The following is a 22,252-nucleotide window of genomic DNA, read 5'->3' as shown; positions in this document are numbered from 1 at the left end:
TGATCCAGATAATGTCGATCCAGATAATGATGGAGATCCAGATGACCCAACAGATACGTTGATTTCAAAAGACCCAAGTATCCTAGCAGAGAAGAGTGCCACAATCACAGATAATGGAGATGGTGTAATTGGTGTAGATGACGTAATTAATTATTCTATTACAATACAAAACACAGGGAATGTTACTTTAAATAATGTGATTATAACGGACGTATTTACTGATATAGACGGAAATGTGTTAACCTTAACAACCGGTCCAACATATGATAGTGCAGATCAAGGTAGTATAGAAGGAACTTTATTAGCAGGTGAAATAGCGACATATATAGCTACTTATATAATTACGCAAGATGATGTAGATGTTGGAGGTGTTAGTAATAGTGTAGTCGTAATTGGAGATGATCCAGAAGGTGATACAGTTACCGATATCAGTGACGATGGTGACGATACAGATGGCAATACTGAGGATGATTCAACAGATACATTTACAGAGACAGTTTTTGAATTATCAGTGACTAAAGAAGTGGACATAACTCAACCATTAATTGGAGATAACGTAACATTTACAATAACAGTTTCAAACGAAGGTTTTGTTACTGCTACAGAAGTCACTGTTGAAGATTTTATACCGAGTGGATATACATTTGTTTCTTATGCTGCTACAACGGGTACAAATCCAGATACTTATTTCGAGTCTACGGGAGAATGGGTTGTTGGTCAATTAAATCCAGGACAAGTTCAAGTTTTAGCAATCACTGTAGAAGTTTTAGGATTTGGTGACTATCTAAATACTGCTTCTATTTCAGACTTTGTAGGTGGAGATGATCAAAATGAGGATAACAATACTGATTCAGCTGGTGTGGACCCAATATGTTTAACAATCTATAATGAGTTCTCTCCTAATGGTGACGGCGTAAATGATGTATTTGTAATAGATTGTATTGAGAATTATCCTGATAACTCAATAGAGATTTATAATAGATGGGGTAATATAGTTTATGAAACTAAAGGATATAGAAATGACTTTGACGGTACTTCAAACGGACGAGCAGTCTTAGGTGAAGGTGATAAATTACCAGTAGGTACATATTACTATGTTATAGACTTAGGGAATGGTTCAGAGCCTCGAGTAGGTTGGTTATACATAAACAGATAGTATTAATAAGGCAAGATTAAAAACGATATTAAAATGATACAGAAAACATCATTGTTAAAAGGATTAATACTGTTAGTGTTTGCAGCATTAACTGTTAATACAAGTAGTTTTGCGCAGCAAGACCCGCAGTATACGCAGTACATGTATAATACCATGAGTGTAAATCCAGCCTATGCTGGTCAACGAGAGGTACTAAGTGTCACAGGATTACATCGTACACAATGGGTGGGAATAGATGGAGCGCCACAAACCCAAACATTAGGTATTCATGCACCACTTAGAAATGACAGAATCGGCTTAGGTTTATCTATTGTTAATGACGCATTAGGTCCTGTAAATGAATATTATATTGACGCTAATTTTTCCTATACAATTCCGGTTAGTGATAACAAAACAAAATTATCATTTGGATTAAAAGCAGGTTTACATAGCTTAACCTCAGATTGGAGTGAAGGTGTGATTCAACAACTCGGTGATCCAACTTTCGCAGATAATCTAAGTGTTTTTTCTCCAACTATAGGAGCTGGTTTATATCTTCATAACCGCAAATGGTATGTAGGTTTGTCTGCTCCTAATTTTTTAAGGACAGAACATTTTGATGATAATCAAGTGTCTATTGCAAAAGAACGTATGAACTACTATCTGATAGCAGGTTACGTGTTTGACTTAAGTGCGAAAACGAAGTTTAAACCTGCGGCATTGGTGAAAGCCGTAGCAGGTGCACCAATTATAGCAGATGTATCAGCAAACTTTTTATTCAATGATAAGTTTACGCTAGGAGTGGCGTGGCGATGGGATGATTCCGTAAGTGGACTAGCCGGATTTCAAGTGACAGATGGATTGTATATTGGTTATTCATATGACGCGACCACAACAAATCTAAACAACTATAACAGCGGTTCACATGAAATCATGTTACGCTTTGAGTTACAAAAAGTAGGTAGAATATTATCACCAAGATTCTTCTAAAAAAAAGATTATGAAAACACATAAAATTATATATATCCTGGCGTTAAGTTTAGTTTTCTCATCAGGTTATGCACAAAAAGGAAAAATACGACAAGCAACAAAAGAGTATGATAATCTAGCGTATTTAAAGACCAGTGAGATCCTATTGGAAGTTGCAGAGAAAGGATATACCTCCGTTGATTTACTTCAGAAATTGGCCAACTCATTTTACTTCAACAATCAAATGGAAGAGGCCGCTAAGTGGTATGGCAAACTAATGACAATAAACGAAAATATTGATTCTGAATACTACTTTAGATATGCACAAGCATTGAAATCTGTAGAAAATTATACGGAGTCTGATAAATGGATGAAAAAATTCGCAGATTCAGATCGTAGTGATTTACGAGGCCGCGCATTTAGTTCAACGGTAGATTACCTAGCGATGATTGATGAAGTGAGTAGAGCCTTTGAAGTTAATAACTTAGACCTGAATACTGATGTTTCCGATTTTGGAACCACGCAATACCAAAACCAATTAATTTTTGCATCCTCACGTGGAGGCGGAAAGAACTACGGATGGAACGAGCAACCCTTTTTAGATTTATTTTCCGCAGAAAAACAAGAGAATGGTACGTATGGAAATGTTGAGAATTTAGATTCAAATATAAATACAAAATACCATGAATCTACTGTAGCATTTACACCAGACGATAAAGTGATGTATTTTACACGAAATAACTATTTCAATAAAAAATATAAAAAGGATGAAGATGGTACAAATCGGTTGAAAATTTTTAAAGCAACATTAAATGATAATAACCACTGGGATGACGTTGAATCTATTCATTTTAATAGTGATGCTTATAGTACCGCACACCCAACAATTAATGTTCAAGGAACTAAAATGTATTTTGCATCAGACATGTTAGGTACTTTAGGAATGTCAGATATTTTTGAAGTAGACATCAAAGAAGATGGCTCATTAGGAGATCCAATAAATTTAGGGCCATCAGTAAACACAGAAGGTCAAGAGACGTTCCCTTTTATCAATTCGGAGGGAGACTTGTATTTCTCATCTAATGGATTTAATGGATTAGGAGGACTAGATGTTTTTGTCGTTAGAGATTTTGAAAATAAAAGAGAACTAAAGCAGCCAATGGCATTAGAGAATATTGGACGACCAATTAACAGTCCTATGGACGATTTTGGTTACTATGAGAATTTAGGTACCAAAGAAGGCTTTTTTACATCAAATAGAGATGGAGGAAAAGGAGATGATGATATTTATAGTTTTACAGTGCCAGAATGTGAGCAAACTGTAGAAGGTGTTGTGAGAGACCGAGAAACAGAAACCCCAATTGTAGGAGCTAAGGTCACCCTGTTGGATGCCGATAGTAATGCGCTTAACCAACAAATAGTTGGTGCAGATGGAGTCTATACGTTTGAAAAGTTAGCGTGTGAAAAAGAGTACCTCATAAGAATTGAAGCAGATACTTATGCTACGGTAGAACAACGATTTACAACACCTAAGAAACGACAAAAACTGGAGTTGAAGTCGGTGTTAGTTAAAGACGAAATAGAACTAGAGCCTTGTGCAGATTTAGCTAAGATTTTAGATATCCCAATCATATACTTTGATTTCGATAAATTCAATATAAGAAGAGATGCGGAGTTAGAATTACAAAAAGTATTGGCAGTGTTAAATAAATATCCAACAATGACAATTGATATTCGTAGTCATACAGATTGTAGAGCAACAGCTGCCTATAATGAACGCTTATCTGAGAATAGAGCAAAATCAACGCGTCAATATTTAATTGATAATGGTATTACAGCAGTTCGTTTGACAGCTAAAGGTTATGGAGAGTCACGATTAGTGAATGATTGTGGTTGTGAACCAACAAATGATTCTGCTTGTAGTGAAGCAGAACACCAACTTAACAGACGTAGTGAATTTATAATTACAAGCCTTAATGGGAAGAAGTGTCCTAAATAATAGGTGATAATTTATCTTAAATAATAGTTAAAAGCTGCCTTTCTTAAGGCAGCTTTTTCTATTCGTGATGGTTTTATGAAATATAGTTGTTATTTTTACAAAATATGATTGAAGAACAAGTAATTTTAGTTAACGATAAAGATGAGCAAATAGGTACTATGCCTAAATTAGAAGCTCACGAGAAGGCGGTATTGCATCGTGCATTTTCTATATTTATATTTAATGATAAAAATGAATTGATGGTACAGCAACGGGCTAAACACAAATACCATTCACCACTATTGTGGACCAATACATGCTGCAGTCATCAAAGAGTTGGTGAAAGTAATTTGCAGGCAGGAAAACGTCGATTAATGGAAGAAATGGGTTTCGCCGTTGATTTAAAAGAGACCATATCATTCATTTATAAAGCGCCCTTTGATAATGGCTTAACAGAACACGAATTTGACCATGTCATGGTAGGGCATTTTAATAGCGAGCCAACCATTAATCCAGAGGAAGTTGAAGCATGGAAATGGATGACTTTAGAAGCTGTTAAAATCGACATAGAATTAAATCCAGAACTCTATACAGAATGGTTTAAAATCATTTTTGATAAGTTTTATGAACATATAAACATCACGAAATAATGAGAGTTACCGTAAGTAGAAAAGCACATTTTAATTCAGCACATCGCCTATATCGCAAAGATTGGAGTTTTGAGAAAAACGATGAAATTTTCGGGAAATGTAATAATCCAAACTATCATGGTCATAATTACGACCTTATCGTAAGTGTAACAGGAGAAATAGATCCAGAAACGGGATACGTCATGGACGTAAAAATATTAAAGGACCTTATCAAATCGGAAGTTGAAGATGCTTTTGATCATAAAAACCTTAATGTTGATGTTCCAGATTTTAAGGATCTTAATCCAACAGCAGAGAATATTGTGGTCGTCATTTATGACAAACTTAAATCTAAATTAAATGCAGATTTGGATATGGAAGTGACACTTTATGAAACACCTCGAAATTTTGTAAGTTATTCTGGAGAATGAAAGAAATGCTCTATCCACTAAAGTTTGAACCGATATTAAAAGATAAAATTTGGGGAGGGCAGAAGTTGAAAGCCTTACTTAATAAAAGGTCTAACTTATCAAATATTGGTGAGAGTTGGGAGATAAGTGATGTGAAAGGAGATACCTCTATTGTTGCTAATGGAAACTTAAAAAACCAATCACTTAAAGAACTCTTAGAGAGCTATAAATCAGATTTAATAGGGAAAAAAAATTATAATATCTTTGGAAATAAATTTCCTTTACTTATAAAATTTATTGATGCTAAAAAAGACTTGTCTATTCAATTACATCCAAATGATGAGTTAGCAGCTGAGCGCCATGATTCCTTCGGAAAGACAGAAATGTGGTACGTAATGCAAGCTGATGATGATGCTAATTTGATAGTTGGGTTCAATCAGGAAATGACACCAGAAAAGTATCTGAGACATCTCGAGGATAAAACGCTTACCAAAATTCTTAATTTTGATAAGATTAAATCAGGAGATACTTATTTTATAGAAGTTGGTCGATTGCATGCTATTGGAGCAGGGGTTATGCTTGCCGAAATACAGCAAACAAGTGATATTACTTATAGAGTTTATGATTGGGATCGCGTTGATGATGAGGGCAACGAGAGAGAGTTGCATAATGATTTAGCTATTGATGCCTTTGATTTTAATATGCCAGACAACTTTAGAGTACAATATCAAAAAGAAGAAAACACATCAAATGGTATGGTAAGCTGCCCATATTTTACGACTAATTTTTTACACATTACAAAGCCTATTTTAAAACAAAACACTAAAGATTCGTTCTTTATTTATATGTGTGTTGAAGGCGAAGCAATGATTGAAACCGAAACAGGGACAGAGTTAATCAAAAAAGGAGAAACAGTATTACTTCCAGCAACTATAGAAACGTATAAAATAACTTCCCCTAATGCGAGACTTTTAGAAGTTTATGTTTAGTTTTGTCGCAAATTAATATAAGATTAAGATTATGGCAAATATTAGAGACCTTAAAAAAGACATAAATTTTGTTTTAGGTGATATTATTGAAGCAGTTTATGTTTGGGAATATACAAACACAGATAAAGACACTAAGAAAAGTGAAGCTATTATTGACGAAGCAATTGAGACTTTTGATGGGTTAATTGCAAGAGTAAATGATAGAAGTGCAGAAAATAAAAAGGCACATTTTAAAGCGATTAATAGCGATCTTGAAACACAAGGAAGAACGCTAATCGAGAAATTGAATAAATTAGCTTAATTTATTCAAAGAGTGTTTGGGAATTACAATAGCAATATTATATTTGTCAACGCTTAAAAGCCGATGTAGCTCAGCTGGCTAGAGCAGCTGATTTGTAATCAGCAGGTCGTGGGTTCGAGTCCCTCCATCGGCTCTATTTATTTAAAAGTCTTGATCTTTATGATGGAGACTTTTTTGTTTTATAGTGGTAATAAATAAAAATCCTAAACGTGAAGTTTAGAGTTTTTTGTCTGTCTTTAAGAATAAAAGAATAAAATTATTCTGCTTTGCGTTCTTCAATCATGTCTTTAAGTTGTACGCCGTATTTTGATGCTTGGACGTTGTCACTTAAAGCATTATAAATTTCTTCTAAAAACTTTACACTTGTATTCGGGACTTCACTTATAGCTAAATAAGGAGAGACTTCGCTATCTGGATGATTTACAGCAAAGTTAATTGTGTATAAATATTTACGTTTAATAAGTTTGTTATAATTGTCTTCAAATGAAACAGTAGTATCGTTAGCTTTACTCGCTTCTAAGCTTTCTTGAATAAGTTCTAAATTCTTATCGCTAAATTTTGACATCATAAGCAAGTACTCTTCTAATGTTTCATGTTGTTTAGAACCTTTTACAGTAGCGTCGTAATTAAAGTTTTTTAATGTCGAATTAATTTCAGTAATCCCTATATCTGCAAAAAACACGACTGTTCCTTCATCATTATCGTTTTTATCTAATTTTAAGAACAGCATTTCAGGTTCTGAGAGTGCAGCATGTAATTCAAAGTTTGGACTCCCATTGATTTCTAATGAATCGATGGTTTCCATAAGCGTATCATTCTGTCGCTGGAGGTATACGGTTCCTTTTTTTAGGCCTTTGACATAACCTTTAAGTGTGAAATCTTGAGTTGGTTCATTTCCGCAGGAAAAAAATAAAAGAGTTATTAATAGGACAATAATTTGCTTCATTTTGTGAGTTTTTAATGTGCGTAAATATCTTATAAAAATCTTTGAAATACTAACTCACAGCTGCTAATTCCATTAAAATTGTACAACCTATGGCAGCAATAGTACCAATAGCATAGCCAAAGACAGCAAGTAATACGCCAACAGTAGCCAAAGAGGGATGAAATGCTGAGGCTACTATAGGGGCAGAAGCTGCCCCGCCGACATTAGCCTGACTCCCTACAGCTAGGAAAAAATAGGGTGCTTTGATTAGTTTTGCAACACCAATAAGCATGAGAGCATGGATAGTCATCCAGATAACACCAATTGCTATTAGTCCCATATTATCAAAAATTAAGGTTAAGTCCATTTTCATACCAATGGAAGCAACTAAAATATAGATAAATACACTTCCAAATTTACTGGCACCTGCGCCTTCGTAATTTTTAGCTTTTGTGAACGAAAGTAAAATGGCAATTAATGTAGAAATGCTAATCATCCAGAAGAAAGAAGAGCCTAAGAATGTAAATATATTGCGTGTTGTTGGTGATTCTATGCCAGCAACGAGCTGATCAAAAAAGGGTGCTAAATATCCAGCACATAAATGTGCTGTGCCAACAGCACCAAATGCAATAGCGCCAATAATCATTATGTCTGTAAGTGACGGGTTTCGTTTTACTTTTTCAGAAAAAGTAGATACCTTTTCTTTTAACTCTTCAATAGATGATGTATCTGCTTTTAACCATTTATTGATACGGTCACGTTTTCCAATACCTATTAAAATAATAGCCATCCATATATTTGCGACAACGATATCAACAAATACCATAGCGCCATATTTTGCTTGGTTATATTCATAAATTTCAAGCATAGCTGTTTGGTTTGCGCCACCACCAATCCAGCTTCCTGCTAGTGTTGATAGACCTCTCCATACTGCATCTGGTCCAATACCTCCAACAGTGGTTGGGGAAAAATAGGCAATTATTAATATGGCAATTGGTCCGCCTATGACAATACCTATGGTCCCTGTGAAAAACATAACGAGCGCTTTCCAACCTAAATTGAATACTGCTCGCAAATCAATACTTAAAGTCATTAAAACCAAAGCTGCCGGCAATAGGTATCGACTTGCGACGTAATATAAACTGGAACTGCCTTCGGTTTCTATGCCAGCCTCTGAGACGGATGTCCATTCTGGAGAGATTAAGCCCACCGTTGTTAGTATCGCTGGAACCATATACGCCATAAAAAGTCCGGGAACTATTTTATAGAATTTTGACCAAAATCCTGTTTTGATAGATTCTGTAAAAAATACAAAACCTAATGCGAGCATTAAGAGACCAAAAACAATGGTGTCATTTGTAAAAAGAGGTGTCGTGTCCATATTGATATATTAATTGTGTTGCAAAATACCAAAATTAAACTGCATAAAAAAAGCGATTCAATCAAGAGTCGCTTTCGTCGTTATTATTAGGTTTTTTCGGCATTGGTTGCCTTTTCTGTTCTTTGAGATATTGCATGAGCATCCATTCTATCTGTCCGTTAGTACTTCTAAACTCATTAGAAGCCCACTTCTCGATTGCTTTGAGCATATCTTCATTGATACGCAAGGCAAATGCTTTTTTCTTGGCCATTTTATTTCTTTACAAAGGTTTCAATTTCAGAAACTCGTTCTGTTGCTTTTCATATTTCAGAACTATTCGTTCTTGGATTCATCATCTCTAAAAATCACTAGAGCTAGTATGATGCTTATTCTAGTATGATGCCTATTATAGTTCCTATTCCAGAACCATAAACAATTCCCATGGCAGCATCAGCAATGACCGCTCCAACAGTCGTTCCAATACTTGTGCCTAGTGCGACATCCATGGCAATACTATAGGTTGTTTTATGTTTATTTTAATGATTTAAAGTACCAGTATTCAACACTGGTGATGCCTCTTTATCTCCACAAAGAATCACCATTAAATTGCTAACCATGGCAGCTTTACGATCTCCATCTAATTCAATAATTTGCTTTTTTTCAAGTGCTTCAATTGCCATTTCTACCATGCTTACAGCACCTTCTACAATTTTGTGTCTTGCAGCAACTATTGCAGTAGCTTGTTGGCGTTTCAACATGGCGTTTGCTATTTCTTGAGCATAAGCAAGATATCCAATACGAGCTTCGAGTACTTCAATACCTGCAATAGATAGACGTTCATCAATTTCTTTTTCTAGGGCAGTACTTACTTCATTAACACTAGATCGTAATGTGATGTCTTCATCAACTCCTTCATCTGCAAAATTGTCATAAGGATACATACTCGCCAGCTTACGTACAGCAGCATCCGTTTGAACTCTAACAAAGTTTTCATAAACGTCTACATCAAATGCCGCTTTATAGGTGTCTTGAACTCGCCAAACTAAAATCGTACTGATCATAATAGGATTGCCAAGCTTGTCATTTACTTTTAAACGCTCACTATCAAAGTTCCTGGCACGTAGCGAGATTTTCTTTTTTGTATAAAATGGATTTACCCAATAGAAACCGTTTAGTTTTACTGTGCCAATATATTTACCAAAGAGAAGCAGTACGCGAGACGCATTAGGTTGTACCATTATAAATCCAGGAGTTATAAAGATAGCAAAGAGTACCGATAGGAGAAAAATTGGATTTTTTAAATAGATCATTACAACAATGCTTCCGAAGAATAAAATAAGAACTACAAAGAGCATAAGGTATCCATTTGCTGGAACGATAATTTTTTCTTCTTTCATTGGTTTTATATTTTAGTTAAATAATTCAATATGATATTATTTTGATATCAAATATACATCAAATATTTATATGACACAAATGAAGTTTGGCACGCCATTTGCTTTACATATAGTGTAATTGATTATGATGATCTTAGAAGAGGAGTGATTACCTCGCATAACGGAGTAACATTTACATTTGGTTGGTTAGTTAATAAAAACGCATCTCTTTTTGAGATGCGTTTTTTATTTGAATAGGTCGTTGTTACCACTATTTCAGGATAAAACTAGAGATTATAGAAATGAGTTCTTCCGAAATTTTACGAGACGACTCATTGTAGCTTTTTGAATTGACTAATTGATCCCCTTCAATTATGAAAAGAACATGGTTCATTTTCTCAATGATATTAATTTCAGAATCTTTTGAAGCAACTTTAAGTAATTGTGCTTCATCAACAGAAACTTGAAGATCGTTTGTTCCATTTATAATAAGAATAGGAATATCTAAAGACTTAATAACCTTTTGCGGATTATACTGCATCCAATTCATAATAAAGGGTTGCACATCTGCTCTAAATACAGGAGCAAGTGGAGGAGGATAGTCTGTTGTTGTTTTTCCAGCTTTTAAGCTTTCAAACGCTTTTTTTGTGGCATCAATAAGCGAGGGATCCATAGCGCCAATTTGTTCTGTGATGACTTCATCTATAGATTGTCCTGAACCCCCAAGTGAGATAAATCCATCTGCTCTGTCTTTTGAAGCAAGCATACCAATTAAACTGCCTTGACTATGTCCAATCACATAAATACTAGAGTACGTTTTGTCTTTTTTAAAATAATCAACTACAGAAATAGCATCAGTCACAAAGTCATCAAACTTAATATTAGGATCTACATTATTTTTTCTAATTTGTTTTACAATACGTTTATCATATCTAAAAGTTGCAATACCTATATTAGTTAAAGCTTCAGCAAGCTTTTTAAGAGAGTTGTTTCTTAAAAAATTCTGGTTTCCATCTCTATCTGTGGGTCCAGAATCAGCAATAATAACGGCGAGCCTAGGTTTGTCTCCATCATTTGGAGTTAACAGTGTGCCATCGATGAGATTGTTGATGGCAATATCTTGGGTGCTATAACTCAGTTCTTGACTGTTTGTAGTGAAACTGAAACAAATTAATAAAATGTTTAAATAATAATTCATGTGTTGTATTTCTAATTTCTTAACGGTGACATGCTCTTTGTACGTAACATGCTCATTTCATAATTCTTTTTTTGTTCAGCTACACCATAAATATATCAAAGTTAATTAAATTTAAAATAGATTTTTAGAGTTTTTAGTATCTTAATTTCTTTAAAATTTAAATTTGGAACATGTATTTAATCGATAAAACAGACTATTTCATCTTAATATGTTAAAATTAAGTGTATTTCATCGATTAATAGTGTATTTTAACTTGTACATCGAAAGAGAGTTATATATTTGAAGTGTACTAGAATTTTGTTTTAGTTCAATGGATTAATTAATTAATATTTGCATGTGTTATGACTTAGAGACCCTAAATCTACCACATATAAAAAGCAAATTAAGGAGAACCAAGGTTGAGGGACCTTGGTTTTTTCGTATCTACTATTCTGTAATAATTTGACGATCTCGACATTTCGATTCATTCAGTTCATATTATGTTATAATTATAGTATCGTTCTAAAGGTGAGGTTGATGCGCTCTCCAATGGTCTTTTTTGTCTTAGCAATTTGATGTAGCCAATAGTGCTGCATTTCTCCACGCATCAATAATAAACTCCCATGATTGAGATTTATTTTGTGTCGTTCGTCTTTTATGTGACGATGTTTAAAATGAAATGGTCTTGTTTCGCCAAAACTTAGCGAGGCAATTACAGGATTTTTTCCTAACGCTTTCTCATTGTCCGCATGCCATCCATTACTATCGTTTCCATTGCGATACAAATTGAGTAAAACAGACGTGAATTGATGCTCAACCTCTTGTTCGATGTCTGATTTAATCTGCTGCAATTCCGAAGTGAAAATAGTAGGTTGCATTGTAATATTTGAGTAGCTGTAAGGCTGACTATTATTAGCATACAATGAAGTGAGCCTTGGCTGCTTGTATGTTTTGCCGAAGAGGGTAATGTCATCTTGTTGCCAGTTTACAGTCTTTTTCAGAATCTTAAAATAGTACTCTGCGTTTGTCGCATTATAAAAGTTTTCGATATAAAGTAATTCGGCATTTGGTAGATTAAAATGCCTTTTTTCTGCGGAAAATAAGTCCATCACTTAATTTTTATCTAATTTAGTGTCTGATGCTAAACAGACTCTTTTTATAATTTAATTTGTTTTTGATGCTTTTTCATAAGTCGATAGCTTAGCGTCAGGTGATTAAAAATAAATTGAAAGGGCATCAAAAAGAAATAAATTTAATGTTGTTATGTTTTCAACCAGCCACTAATTTAGCTATATCATGAAGATTCACAAAATATTACTGCTGGTAAGTGTAATTATTACCTTTGTATTTTCTCTGCAAGAGCAAAAAAGGCTACCAGAGGGATTTGTTTATGTGAAGGACATTATTCCAGACTTGAATGTGCAGTTACGCTATTTTTCGACACATAATTTTGTAGGTGATACTATTACGGGTTATAAAGCCAATAGATTGATACTGACAAAGCAATCTGCAGAGGCTTTAAAAAAAGTTCAAAATGATTTACAAGATCAAAATTTATGTTTGATGGTTTATGATGGCTATCGTCCTCAGCAAGCTGTGAACCATTTTTCACGATGGGCAAATGACTTAAATGATACATTACTAAAACGAGAATTTTATCCAAAGGTTAACAAGCGTCATCTGTTTAGAGATGGTTATATTGCGTCACGTTCTGGTCATAGTCGTGGGAGCACATTAGATCTCACTATTATTGATGGAAATACCAACGAACCAATAGATATGGGTAGTCCGTATGATTTCTTCGGAAAAGAATCGTGGGTAGATTATCCAGACCTTACAAAAATACAATTAGCTAACAGACAATTATTACAAAATATAATGCTGAAATATAACTTTATAAATTATCCTAAAGAGTGGTGGCATTTTACTTTACGCTGGGAACCATTTCCAGAAACGTTTTTTGATTTTGAGGTGGAGTAGGTGAGATGAGCGTTTATTCTTGCGCAGAAATAATAAATCGTATAACAAGTAAAGCGCTATTTGTCGGGTTAAATTATGAGCACATTAAATTCAGTAATAACCTATGGTTTCTCGTTTTTATAAAAATTATAAAAAGAGTTCCATTTCTGTAAAAAATAAATATGAAAAAAACACTACAAATAAGTAATGGAGTTGCTTTAATAGCCACCATTTTCATGAATTATCTATCCAATACGGGTTTGATGAATGATACCACGATTGGCGAAATTTCAGGCGGATTACGAACATTATTCACGCCTGCAGGTTATGCGTTTTCTATTTGGGGAATTATATATCTTCTACTTTTAGGTTTTGGTATCTATCAAGGTAGAAGTTTGTTTGTTAAAGTTCGGGATGATGATTTTGTGATTCGGGTAGGTTGGTGGTTTATATTATCATGTATCGCAAATAGTTGTTGGGTCGTGAGTTGGGTTTATGGATATACAGGCTTATCATGCTTTTTTATTTTTTTACTCTTGTACTCATTGCTTAAAATAGTGTGGAATAATCGCATGGAATTATGGGATGCGCCAATATCTATTATAGTATTTTTATGGTGGCCATTTGTCATTTACAGTGGTTGGGTCACTGTGGCGAGTATTGCAAACGTCTCGGCTTATTTAGTAAAAATAGGTTGGGATGGTTTTGGGATTTCTCCAATAACTTGGAGCCTCATTATGATAGTTATCGCTACACTACTAAACCTTATAATTACTTGGAAACGTAACATGCGTGAATTTGCACTCGTAGGTGCCTGGGCTTTAATTGCGATTGGAGTAGCAAATCAAGATATTCAAACTACGATTGCATATACAGCTTTTACTGCGGCAGGGATTTTAGTTGTAAGCAGTGGTTTTCATACTGCTAAAAATAAGGATACGAATCCTTTTGTAAAGTTTTTTGAACTTAAGAAGGGAGAGTAATGTATAAAAGCAGACTGTAAATTGTACTTATGATTTTATATATTCTGAGATAATCAATTAATTTTAAAGCATAAAAGATGTAGCGTGTTCTCTTAAAAAGCTGAGAGCTTTAGACATATGATTTTCTACTGTCTTTATTGAAATCCCTAAATCATTAGCAATCTCTTTATATTTTCTACGCTCCAGTTTGTTAAGGATGAAAACCTCTTTACATTTTGGAGGTAGTTGGTCAATAAGCTTATTTAGAATTTCGATTCGGTTAGATTCGGGTGTTTTTTCTTCTTCATAAACTGCTGTCAAAACATCCCAACGAACTTGGTCTAAAAAGTCTACTTTAATCTTTTTTTTACGAATGTGTTGTAAAAACTCATTGTGACAGATTCTAAAGAGATAATTTTTTAAAGATGTTTTTACGATAATTTTTTTACGCTTTTCCCAAAATTTTATCATGGTTTCTTGCGCAAGATCTTCCGCAAGTTCGGGATCATTACATAAACTACAAACATAATTACAGAGCCAGATATAATAGGTGTCAAATAATAATTTGTAGGCGGAAGCGTCGTTTTTACTTAGGCGTTCAAGAAGTTTTGACTCATTGATCATTGGTCAATGTATAATTAAATTATTAATAAATGATAAATAAGTAGGGGTTTTTTGAAAAGTATGCATCTATTTGTCAGAGAAGCGTGCAGAACTTTACGAATTATTGAAATGAAAAACCTGATTAAAAAATATCTAGAAGAATCGATTTCTCCTGACGAACAAGCGCTTTTAAAAAGCTGGGTTCAGCAGTCTGACGAAAATAGGAATCTATTTGAAAAAGAAATCATAGCCTGCGACGCACGGTCTGAATTTGATTTTGATATCAAAGTCGCTTTAGAGCGTTTTAACCATAGCATCTCTCAAAAGCGTTCCGCTTTTAAAGTACGCAGACTAAATATAATTTATAGATATGCTGCTGTTTTTATAGGTATCGGTGCTTTGGGCTTCATGAGCAGAGCCTTAATTTTGGATTCAGGAGTAAAAACCGAGAATTTAATTGCTACTGCAGAGTCTTCTCAGGACGTTGACGCAATTGTAATCAAGTTAGCGGACGGAACAATTCAAATTCTCGACGAAGACGAAGAAGTCGGTATTACAGATGCTCAAGGTAATTTGGTGGCTAGCAAGAAAGACGCCACACTCCGATTTGAAAAGTCGAGTTCTTCCGTTACGGAATTAGTTTATAATGAGATTACCATTCCTAATGGTAAAAAACTCAAACTTGAACTTTCTGATGGTTCTCTAGTTTGGTTAAATTCAGGGACGTACTTTAAATTTCCGCAGCAATTCATATCATCTAAAAAAACACGTTCTGTATTCTTAGTTGGAGAAGCTTTTTTTGAAATAGCTAAAGATAAAACACTTCCATTTATAGTAAACGCAGGGGAACTCGATGTAAAAGTTTTGGGAACAAAATTTAATGTCTCTGCTTACGAGGCAAACGATGCTGTTGCCACAACGCTAGTAGAGGGATCTGTATCAGTTTGTAGGGATTTGGTTCCAGAAATAAAAACTGTTTTAGTACCTAACGAACAATTGCGCTACAATATTCAGTTAAAAAGTATGACTAAAGAGATTGTAGAGGTTACAATTTATACAGCATGGATGGAAGGCAAATTAATCATAAACAATTTAAGATTTAAAGAAATCTTAAGAAGGCTAGAGCGCAGGGATGATATTACGATTATCAATAAAGCCAAAAATTTAGATAATGAGATGTTTAGGGGAGCATTCAAAAACGAATCTGTAGAAGAGGTTCTTCAAACGATGGCTATAAGTACGCCATTTAATTATAGTATAAACAATAAAATAATCACGATTACCAATAAATAAAGCAGGACGTGTTCGGCGCAAAATCTTGCTTTTTAACTAATTATTAATGTCTAACAAAAACCAAAAAATCATGAAAAATTTAATTAAACAGTTATTTGATCCCTTTAAGGGAAGCTCAAATTCCATCAGTTTTAAGATGCGGTTGAGTTTTGCCTTTTTACTGCTTCTAGCTATGCAGGTTTCAGCAAATAATGTGTTTTCGCAAAACGAGATTCAGCTCGACATGAAGAACACATCTTTAAAGTTAGTTCTTGATGAAATCAAAGAACAAACTGGGTATAGTTTTTTCTACAACGTAAACGAGGTTCAGGATCAAATGAACCTTAGTATCGTTGCAAAAAAGGAAACTTTAGAGCAGGTGCTCAAAAAGATCTCTGCAAAACTACCTTTAGACTATACTATTAATGAAAAACAAGTAGTGCTCACTCCAAAAGCAGTAATGAAGCCTGCAAATGTGGCAATGCAACAAGTGCTTAAAGGTACTGTTACAGATATTGCTGGCGTACCACTTCCAGGTGCAAATATTTTGGTAAAAGGAACTACTGTAGGAGCGCAAACTAATTTCGATGGAGAATTTACTATTGATGTTCCAGAGGGAAGTACTATTCTTGTTGTGTCTTACATAGGTTTTAAAAGCACAGAAGTTGATGTGACAGGAAAATCTGAGGTTACCATACAGCTACAAGAAGATGCAGGACAGCTTGATGCTGTAGTGGTAGTTGGGAGTAGAGGTAAGCCTAGAACAGCGATGGACTCTCCTGTGCCAGTTGATAACTTAAGTACTGCAGATTTAGCTCTAACAGGCCGAGGCGTGCTTGATCAGCAGTTAATGTTTAAAGTGCCTTCATACAACTCAACACAACAGCCTATATCTGATGCAGCAGCACATTTTAGTCCAGCAGATTTAAGAGGTTTATTACCTTCTAGAACTTTGGTTCTTGTCAACGGAAAACGTAAAAACGCGAGTGCTTTAGTGTATAGTTATGTGACTCCAGGACGAGGAGAAGTCGGTGTTGATATGAAATCTGTGCCAACAGCCGCTTTAGAGCGTGTTGAGGTATTGAGAGATGGTGCCGCAGCGCAGTATGGTTCTGACGCTATCGCAGGTGTTATTAATCTTGTACTCAAGAAAAAATCAGATCCTTTTATAAATACGAGTTTTAGCACCACTACAGAAGGTGATGGTGAGCAATATCAGCTTGAAGCAGGTTTTGGTATGGATATTACTGAAAAAGGTTATGCTAATTTTACATTTAATTATTTTGACCAAAAAAGGTCGCAACGAGCAGGTACAGTTAGTAGTGTGCAGGATGAGGCAGATTATTGGGGTGTTACAGATACAAGTGATTTTAATACTACCGATTTAGAAGGATTTTTAGACCGAAATCCAAGTGCAGGATTTCAAGTTGGTTTACCCGATATGAAGATTACTAACTTTTCGTATAATATGGGATATACGCTTGATGAAGAATCACAAACTGAAATATACTCTTTTGGTACTCTTACCAATCGTAGTGGTTCTGCTCCACAGTTTGCACGAGTGCCATATTGGGTCTCCGGTTTTGAGCAAATTTATCCAGGACAAGAATTTTTCTTAGCAGAAATGTCTCCACAAATTGTTGATAATACGTTTTCATTAGGATTAAAAACTGTTTATAACGAATGGAACTTCGACTTGAGTTCTACAATGGGTAAAAACCGAATCGATTATTACATCACTAATTCATTCAACCAATCATATGGAGCTTCTAGCCCATCAGACTTTTACAATGGTGCGCATCAGTTTAGCCACGTCGTAAATAATCTAGATGTGGTACGTACATTTGAAGATGCAGGAATCAACGCATTAACTGTAGCCTTTGGTGCTGAGCACAGAACTGAGCGTTTTGTGACCGAAGCAGGTGAGGTTGCCTCTTATGCAGATGGTACTCCTGACGATCCTACAGATCGAACGGGCTCTGAATCTTTTGGTGGTTTTAAACCAGAAAATGCTTCAGATGACTACCGAAGTAATTTAGGTATTTATGCCGATGTCACAGCAGATCTTACAGAAAATTTCTTAATAGGTGGCGCCCTTCGTTTTGAGGATTATAGCGATTTTGGAACTCAAGTAAGCTGGAAGTTAAGCTCTCGATATAAGCTTTTAGATAATAAATTAAGTATCAGAGGGTCATTGAGTAGTGGGTTTAGAGCACCATCTCTACACCAGTTATTTTATACCGCAGTCACTACGACACTTACAGAAAACGGGATTCAGCAAAACGGAATTTTAAATAATTCTGATCCTGCATTACGCGCTTTAGGGATCCCTAAACTTGATGCTGAGACCGCTTTTAATATCGGTTTAGGTGCGACCTACCGTATTAACAAACATATGGGAATCACTATTGATGCGTATCAAATTGATGTAGATAATCGCATCGTATTGTCTGGACAGGTCACACCTACAGGAGATCCTAGTAATCCCATTGATCAAACTTTGAGTAGCGTGAATGTTGGTGCTGCAGGTTTTTTCTTAAATGCAATCAATACACGTACACAAGGGATAGATATCGTATTTACATACGATAATATAAAGCTTGGTAGGGGTGTCTTAGGAGGTAGTGTTGCAGCTAACTTTAATATGACGGAGGTGAGTGAATTAAACTTTCCTGATTTTATTGATCAAAATGACTTGGGAGATGCTTTGTTTTCAAGAGAAGATATCTCACGTGTTGAAACATGGAGACCTAGACAAAAGATCGTCGCTACAGTAAACTATGCTTTAGAACGTTTCTCCACCAATCTTTCGTTTTTAAACTATGGAAAAGTAACGTATAGACATCCATCAGATCCTGTTAATGACGCAACTTATGGAGGAAAGACACTTACAGATTTAAGTTTCTCTTATGAATTTACAGATAAGCTTAATTTCACGATAGGAGCAAACAATCTTTTTAATATATATCCAGACACATTTGCAGATGCTTATTCGTCTACAGGTGGCGTACCTAGTGATCGTAATCTTGATTTTGTTGGAAGATTCAAATACCCATGGCAAACAACACAGTTTGGTATCGATGGTACACGTATCTTTAGTAGATTAACGTTCAATTTTTAAAATGAATTTGCTAGCTAAAGGGTAGGCTTATTTTTAAACTTTCCTTTGGTGTTTTTTGTATTATATTTGAGTTTAAATGGGCTTTGTACTTCGTGTACAGGCTCATTTTTTGTGTTATAGTTTTTTCGGAAATATGTACAACTTCGAATTCTAGATTTTAATCAAGATATGCGATTGCTTATACTACTTTTGTCGCTGCAGAAATTTTAGTATTTAGAAATTATACTGATACGCTGTAAGTTGAACTACGAATTCTTTTGTTAAGTTTTTGAGTTTAAGAAACAGAAGTAGTTTTATTAAGTATCGTTTCTCACCAACTAAAACTTTATATCCTTTTTTTGATAATCTTAAGGCGCTAACCGAGCCTCCAAAGCCACTTCCTACTATAATATAATCGTATTCTATTTTTTATTTATAAGGACATGTTAAGAGATCAGCTGTTATGAGAATGAAAAGCCATATGTTTTCAAAGTTGGCTAATTTTCACGAGAAGCCAAACTTTAATCTACTTACCAAATTTATTAGTATTACCTTTGCGAACAACAAAAAATGACGCTTAACACACAGTAGGTCATTTAAACACTAATTTGACCAAAACATATTTATGTCATTTAAATCTTTAGGCCTATCTGAGCCTTTACTTAAAGCTATTAGCAAAAAAGGATACACAACTCCAAGTCCAATTCAAGAAAAAGCAATTCCTCCAGTAATGGAAGGGCGAGACGTATTGGCTTCAGCACAAACAGGGACAGGGAAAACCGCAGGTTTTACCTTGCCATTATTACATTATTTATCTGAGAATCCAAAGGAAAAATTTAGACCAATACGTGCATTAATTTTAACACCAACGCGTGAGCTTGCAGCTCAAGTACATGAGAGTGTTAGAGATTATAGTGAGTTTTTAGATATTAGAAGTACTGTGATTTTTGGTGGCGTTAATCAAAAGCCACAAGCAGCTGCGATTCGTCGAGGTGTTGATATATTGGTCGCAACGCCAGGCCGCTTATTAGATTTACATAATCAAAATCTACTATCTTTAAAACGTGTTGAGGTTTTTATATTAGATGAAGCAGATCGTATGCTAGATATGGGGTTTCTAAGAGATATAGAGCGCGTCATGAATGCCATGCCTGTAAAACGTCAAAATTTAATGTTCTCTGCAACCTTTTCAAAAGACATTAAAAAGCTTGCCAAAGGAATTTTAAATAACCCTGTACAGGTAGAGGCAACTCCAGAAAATACGACTGTAGAAGCTATTTCTCAAAAAGTATATCGTGTTGCTAAAGCAAAAAAGCCTGATTTGCTAATTAAGCTCATTTCCGAAGGAAAGTGGAAACAAGTGCTTGTCTTTAATAGAACGAAACATGGTGCGAATAAGTTAACAAAGAAACTTATTTCTTCAGGAATCAGTGCGGCAGCAATTCATGGTAATAAAAGTCAGGGTGCTCGAACAAAAGCTCTTGCTGGTTTTAAAAATGGAAGTGTGAAAGTATTGGTTGCTACAGATATTGCAGCTCGTGGTTTGGATATTCCATTGTTGCCACATGTTGTTAATTTTGAGTTGCCTAATATTTCTGAAGATTACGTGCATAGAATCGGTAGAACTGGTAGAGCAGGAGCTAACGGGAAAGCAATCTCATTAGTAAGTGCAGATGAAACGACATTTTTGCGTGATATTGAAAAGTTGATTGGAGAGAAAATCGAAGTTGAAATACTTGAAGGTTTTGAACCAGATCCAAATGCATCTACTGAGCCCATTAAACAAGGCCAAGGTAGACAAGGAGGCGGGAATAGAAACCAAAGCCGAAATTCTAGTTCTAGAAACTCTGGAGGTAGCAGAAGTAGTTCTAATCGAAGTAGTAGTTCTGGTCGAAGTAGTAACTCTAGACGACGTAACTAACTATTAGATGTGTTATCATGGGTTTCGTCTCGCAACAAAACACCTCTAAAATTAGAGAATGACAACACTTTTAAAGTAAAAGATTATTGACGTTTGTGATAAAAAAATTACTCAAAAAGGGGCTAATGTAGGACTCTCATTATATGCTTTTTTTTAAGAACAAAAATGATACTCCAAAATTATTGGTGGAAGTCGCTACTCGGTGAATTAAAATACACCAATTAAATCATTTTGAGAGCGCAGTAAAAATCAAAGAAATGGTAGAGCAATTGTAATGGAAACTCAAAAAAACAATCCGCTACACGGAATTAAATTAGAGCAAATCGTAACCGATTTAGAAGCGCATTACGGTTGGGAATATATGGGTACAATCATTAATATTAAATGTTTTAATGATAGACCATCTATAAAATCAAGTCTCAAGTTTTTAAGGCGAACACCTTGGGCGCGAACAAAAGTTGAATATATGTACTTAAAGATGCTTAAAAATAAACGGTAAATTAATCCTCGTTGTCCTCTTCAAATTCTTGAGCAGTCGCATCAAACTCGGCGTCTTTAAATTCATCTCTACTCATCCAATATTCAGATGTCGTCAAAATGTAAGATGACATACCAGTGGTTTTTAAATCCCAAATAATATCCTCGGCTTCCTCAAAAGATTCTTTACCCGCTAATTGATTTGAGAATAAGCGTTTTATAACATTATTACTAGCTAAGGTCTTATCTAATAGTTTTAAAATCAGCTCTTTGGATAGCTCCTTATTGGGGCTTATTTCAAATTCTATAAGAGTTGCTTTTGCACTGGGAAACGTTCCATTATAAGCTTTATGAAGTAATTGATTAATATTAAAAAGTTGATGATGTAGGGATATATCTGCATATTCTTCGGAAATTTTATCCAATAACATATCGTGAGACATTTGTTCAATTTGATTCTCATTTAAATGATCACTTAGTTTATAATCTAAAATTAACGCTGCAGCTTCATTGGGTTCAAAATCTGAAATAGCCATAAAAAGGAGCTCTAATAATTCCGAAGGATTTGAACTTCCAGTGTCCTCCAGTCCAAAAGCATTTAATAATTGAATGTAATCTTCAGTCGTCCATGCATTTTGTAAGATATCAACAGTGGTTACACTATTTATTATAATATGGTATTTCATAGTTTTTAAATATAAAGTATTAA

At 34.8% G+C, this 22,252-nt stretch carries 22 protein-coding genes, 1 tRNA gene and 1 pseudogene; 15 read left to right on the top strand and 9 right to left on the bottom strand.

Translation table 11 applies throughout. The features are described 5' to 3' along the window. The 8 genes from ACJAZK_RS07840 to ACJAZK_RS07805 form a co-directional block, all read left to right on the top strand. The coding region (locus tag ACJAZK_RS07840; protein WP_415223440.1) for a gliding motility-associated C-terminal domain-containing protein at positions 1–1,156 on the top strand (1,156 nt) is incomplete at its 5' end. 33 nt (positions 1,157–1,189) lie between these two features. Further along, positions 1,190–2,125 (top strand): type IX secretion system membrane protein PorP/SprF, encoded by a 936-nt coding sequence (locus ACJAZK_RS07835; RefSeq protein WP_415223439.1) that lies wholly within the window; start codon positions 1,190–1,192, stop codon positions 2,123–2,125. A gap of 10 nt (positions 2,126–2,135) precedes the next feature. Next, positions 2,136–4,103, top strand: a complete 1,968-nt coding sequence (locus ACJAZK_RS07830; protein WP_415223438.1) for an OmpA family protein — start codon at positions 2,136–2,138, stop codon at positions 4,101–4,103. 104 nt (positions 4,104–4,207) lie between these two features. Beyond that, on the top strand, positions 4,208–4,732 hold the full coding sequence (idi, locus tag ACJAZK_RS07825; RefSeq protein WP_415223437.1) for an isopentenyl-diphosphate Delta-isomerase: 525 nt from the start codon (positions 4,208–4,210) through the stop codon (positions 4,730–4,732). Beyond that, positions 4,732–5,142 (top strand): 6-pyruvoyl trahydropterin synthase family protein, encoded by a 411-nt coding sequence (locus ACJAZK_RS07820; RefSeq protein ID WP_415223436.1) that lies wholly within the window; start codon positions 4,732–4,734, stop codon positions 5,140–5,142. Before idi ends, ACJAZK_RS07820 begins: the two co-directional genes overlap by 1 nt. Beyond that, positions 5,139–6,110 (top strand): type I phosphomannose isomerase catalytic subunit, encoded by a 972-nt coding sequence (locus ACJAZK_RS07815; protein WP_415223435.1) that lies wholly within the window; start codon positions 5,139–5,141, stop codon positions 6,108–6,110. The genes ACJAZK_RS07820 and ACJAZK_RS07815 overlap by 4 nt, the downstream gene beginning before the upstream one ends. Before the next feature lie 31 nt (positions 6,111–6,141). Beyond that, a complete protein-coding gene (locus ACJAZK_RS07810) occupies positions 6,142–6,411 on the top strand; it encodes a hypothetical protein (RefSeq protein WP_415223434.1) in 270 nt (89 codons plus the stop codon). Positions 6,412–6,470: 59 nt separating this feature from the next. Continuing rightward, positions 6,471–6,544, top strand: a tRNA-Thr gene (locus ACJAZK_RS07805). A 123-nt stretch (positions 6,545–6,667) separates the two neighbouring features. Here ACJAZK_RS07805 and ACJAZK_RS07800 read toward each other — a convergent pair. From ACJAZK_RS07800 to ACJAZK_RS07775, 6 genes are all read right to left on the bottom strand, one after another. After that, positions 6,668–7,357: a DUF4369 domain-containing protein gene (locus ACJAZK_RS07800; protein ID WP_415223433.1), complete on the bottom strand. Its 690-nt coding sequence runs from the start codon at positions 7,355–7,357 to the stop codon at positions 6,668–6,670. A 49-nt stretch (positions 7,358–7,406) separates the two neighbouring features. Then, positions 7,407–8,717, bottom strand: a complete 1,311-nt coding sequence (locus tag ACJAZK_RS07795; RefSeq protein WP_415223432.1) for a DUF819 domain-containing protein — start codon at positions 8,715–8,717, stop codon at positions 7,407–7,409. A 61-nt stretch (positions 8,718–8,778) separates the two neighbouring features. After that, on the bottom strand, positions 8,779–8,967 hold the full coding sequence (locus tag ACJAZK_RS07790) for an Arc family DNA binding domain-containing protein (protein ID WP_415223431.1): 189 nt from the start codon (positions 8,965–8,967) through the stop codon (positions 8,779–8,781). Positions 8,968–9,232: 265 nt separating this feature from the next. Continuing rightward, the gene (locus tag ACJAZK_RS07785) at positions 9,233–10,093 is read right to left on the bottom strand and encodes an SPFH domain-containing protein (protein WP_415223430.1); all 861 of its coding nucleotides are present in this window, start codon (positions 10,091–10,093) and stop codon (positions 9,233–9,235) included. A gap of 250 nt (positions 10,094–10,343) precedes the next feature. Beyond that, positions 10,344–11,270 carry an alpha/beta hydrolase family protein gene (locus ACJAZK_RS07780; protein WP_415223429.1) on the bottom strand — a complete coding sequence of 309 codons (927 nt, stop codon included), beginning with the start codon at positions 11,268–11,270 and terminating at the stop codon, positions 10,344–10,346. A gap of 488 nt (positions 11,271–11,758) precedes the next feature. Continuing rightward, positions 11,759–12,358 carry an alpha-ketoglutarate-dependent dioxygenase AlkB family protein gene (locus ACJAZK_RS07775; protein WP_415223428.1) on the bottom strand — a complete coding sequence of 200 codons (600 nt, stop codon included), beginning with the start codon at positions 12,356–12,358 and terminating at the stop codon, positions 11,759–11,761. A gap of 187 nt (positions 12,359–12,545) precedes the next feature. Here ACJAZK_RS07775 and ACJAZK_RS07770 point away from each other — a divergent pair, with 187 nt between their 5' ends. Together ACJAZK_RS07770 and ACJAZK_RS07765 are read left to right on the top strand one after the other, a co-directional pair. Beyond that, positions 12,546–13,229 (top strand): M15 family metallopeptidase, encoded by a 684-nt coding sequence (locus ACJAZK_RS07770; RefSeq protein WP_415223427.1) that lies wholly within the window; start codon positions 12,546–12,548, stop codon positions 13,227–13,229. Positions 13,230–13,390: 161 nt separating this feature from the next. Further along, a complete protein-coding gene (locus ACJAZK_RS07765; protein ID WP_415223426.1) occupies positions 13,391–14,191 on the top strand; it encodes a tryptophan-rich sensory protein in 801 nt (266 codons plus the stop codon). A gap of 63 nt (positions 14,192–14,254) precedes the next feature. Here ACJAZK_RS07765 and ACJAZK_RS07760 read toward each other — a convergent pair whose 3' ends face one another. Further along, complete coding sequence (locus ACJAZK_RS07760) at positions 14,255–14,794, bottom strand: RNA polymerase sigma factor (RefSeq protein WP_415223425.1); 540 nt, start codon at positions 14,792–14,794, stop codon at positions 14,255–14,257. Positions 14,795–14,902: 108 nt separating this feature from the next. On the opposite strand from ACJAZK_RS07760, the gene ACJAZK_RS07755 reads away from it, so the two are divergent. Then, positions 14,903–16,066, top strand: a complete 1,164-nt coding sequence (locus ACJAZK_RS07755; protein ID WP_415223424.1) for a FecR family protein — start codon at positions 14,903–14,905, stop codon at positions 16,064–16,066. Between the two features lie 70 nt (positions 16,067–16,136). Next, entirely contained in the window at positions 16,137–19,166 is a 3,030-nt protein-coding gene (locus ACJAZK_RS07750) for a TonB-dependent receptor domain-containing protein (RefSeq protein WP_415223423.1), read from the top strand. 306 nt (positions 19,167–19,472) lie between these two features. Here the strand turns inward: ACJAZK_RS07750 and ACJAZK_RS07745 are convergent. Next, positions 19,473–19,571 (bottom strand): annotated as a pseudogene (locus ACJAZK_RS07745) (NAD(P)-binding protein); the annotation flags it as partial. A gap of 199 nt (positions 19,572–19,770) precedes the next feature. On the opposite strand from ACJAZK_RS07745, the gene ACJAZK_RS07740 reads away from it, so the two are divergent. The 3 genes from ACJAZK_RS07740 to ACJAZK_RS07730 all read left to right on the top strand — a co-directional run bounded on the left by ACJAZK_RS07740 (position 19,771) and on the right by ACJAZK_RS07730 (position 21,565). Continuing rightward, on the top strand, positions 19,771–21,066 hold the full coding sequence (locus ACJAZK_RS07740) for a DEAD/DEAH box helicase (protein WP_415223422.1): 1,296 nt from the start codon (positions 19,771–19,773) through the stop codon (positions 21,064–21,066). 143 nt (positions 21,067–21,209) lie between these two features. Beyond that, positions 21,210–21,272 (top strand): DUF6500 family protein, encoded by a 63-nt coding sequence (locus tag ACJAZK_RS07735; protein WP_415223442.1) that lies wholly within the window; start codon positions 21,210–21,212, stop codon positions 21,270–21,272. Positions 21,273–21,340: 68 nt separating this feature from the next. Continuing rightward, positions 21,341–21,565 (top strand): VF530 family DNA-binding protein, encoded by a 225-nt coding sequence (locus ACJAZK_RS07730; protein ID WP_415223421.1) that lies wholly within the window; start codon positions 21,341–21,343, stop codon positions 21,563–21,565. A gap of 1 nt (position 21,566) precedes the next feature. Here ACJAZK_RS07730 and ACJAZK_RS07725 read toward each other — a convergent pair whose 3' ends face one another. Beyond that, on the bottom strand, positions 21,567–22,229 hold the full coding sequence (locus ACJAZK_RS07725; RefSeq protein WP_415223420.1) for a hypothetical protein: 663 nt from the start codon (positions 22,227–22,229) through the stop codon (positions 21,567–21,569). Positions 22,230–22,252 lie beyond the last annotated feature (23 nt).

It is taken from the genome of Psychroserpens sp. (genome assembly GCF_047633235.1).
Classification (GTDB): Bacteria; Bacteroidota; Bacteroidia; order Flavobacteriales; family Flavobacteriaceae; genus Psychroserpens.
The sequence above is the reverse complement of the archived record's forward strand: the minus strand, read 5'-3'. Positions and strand labels throughout refer to the sequence as shown.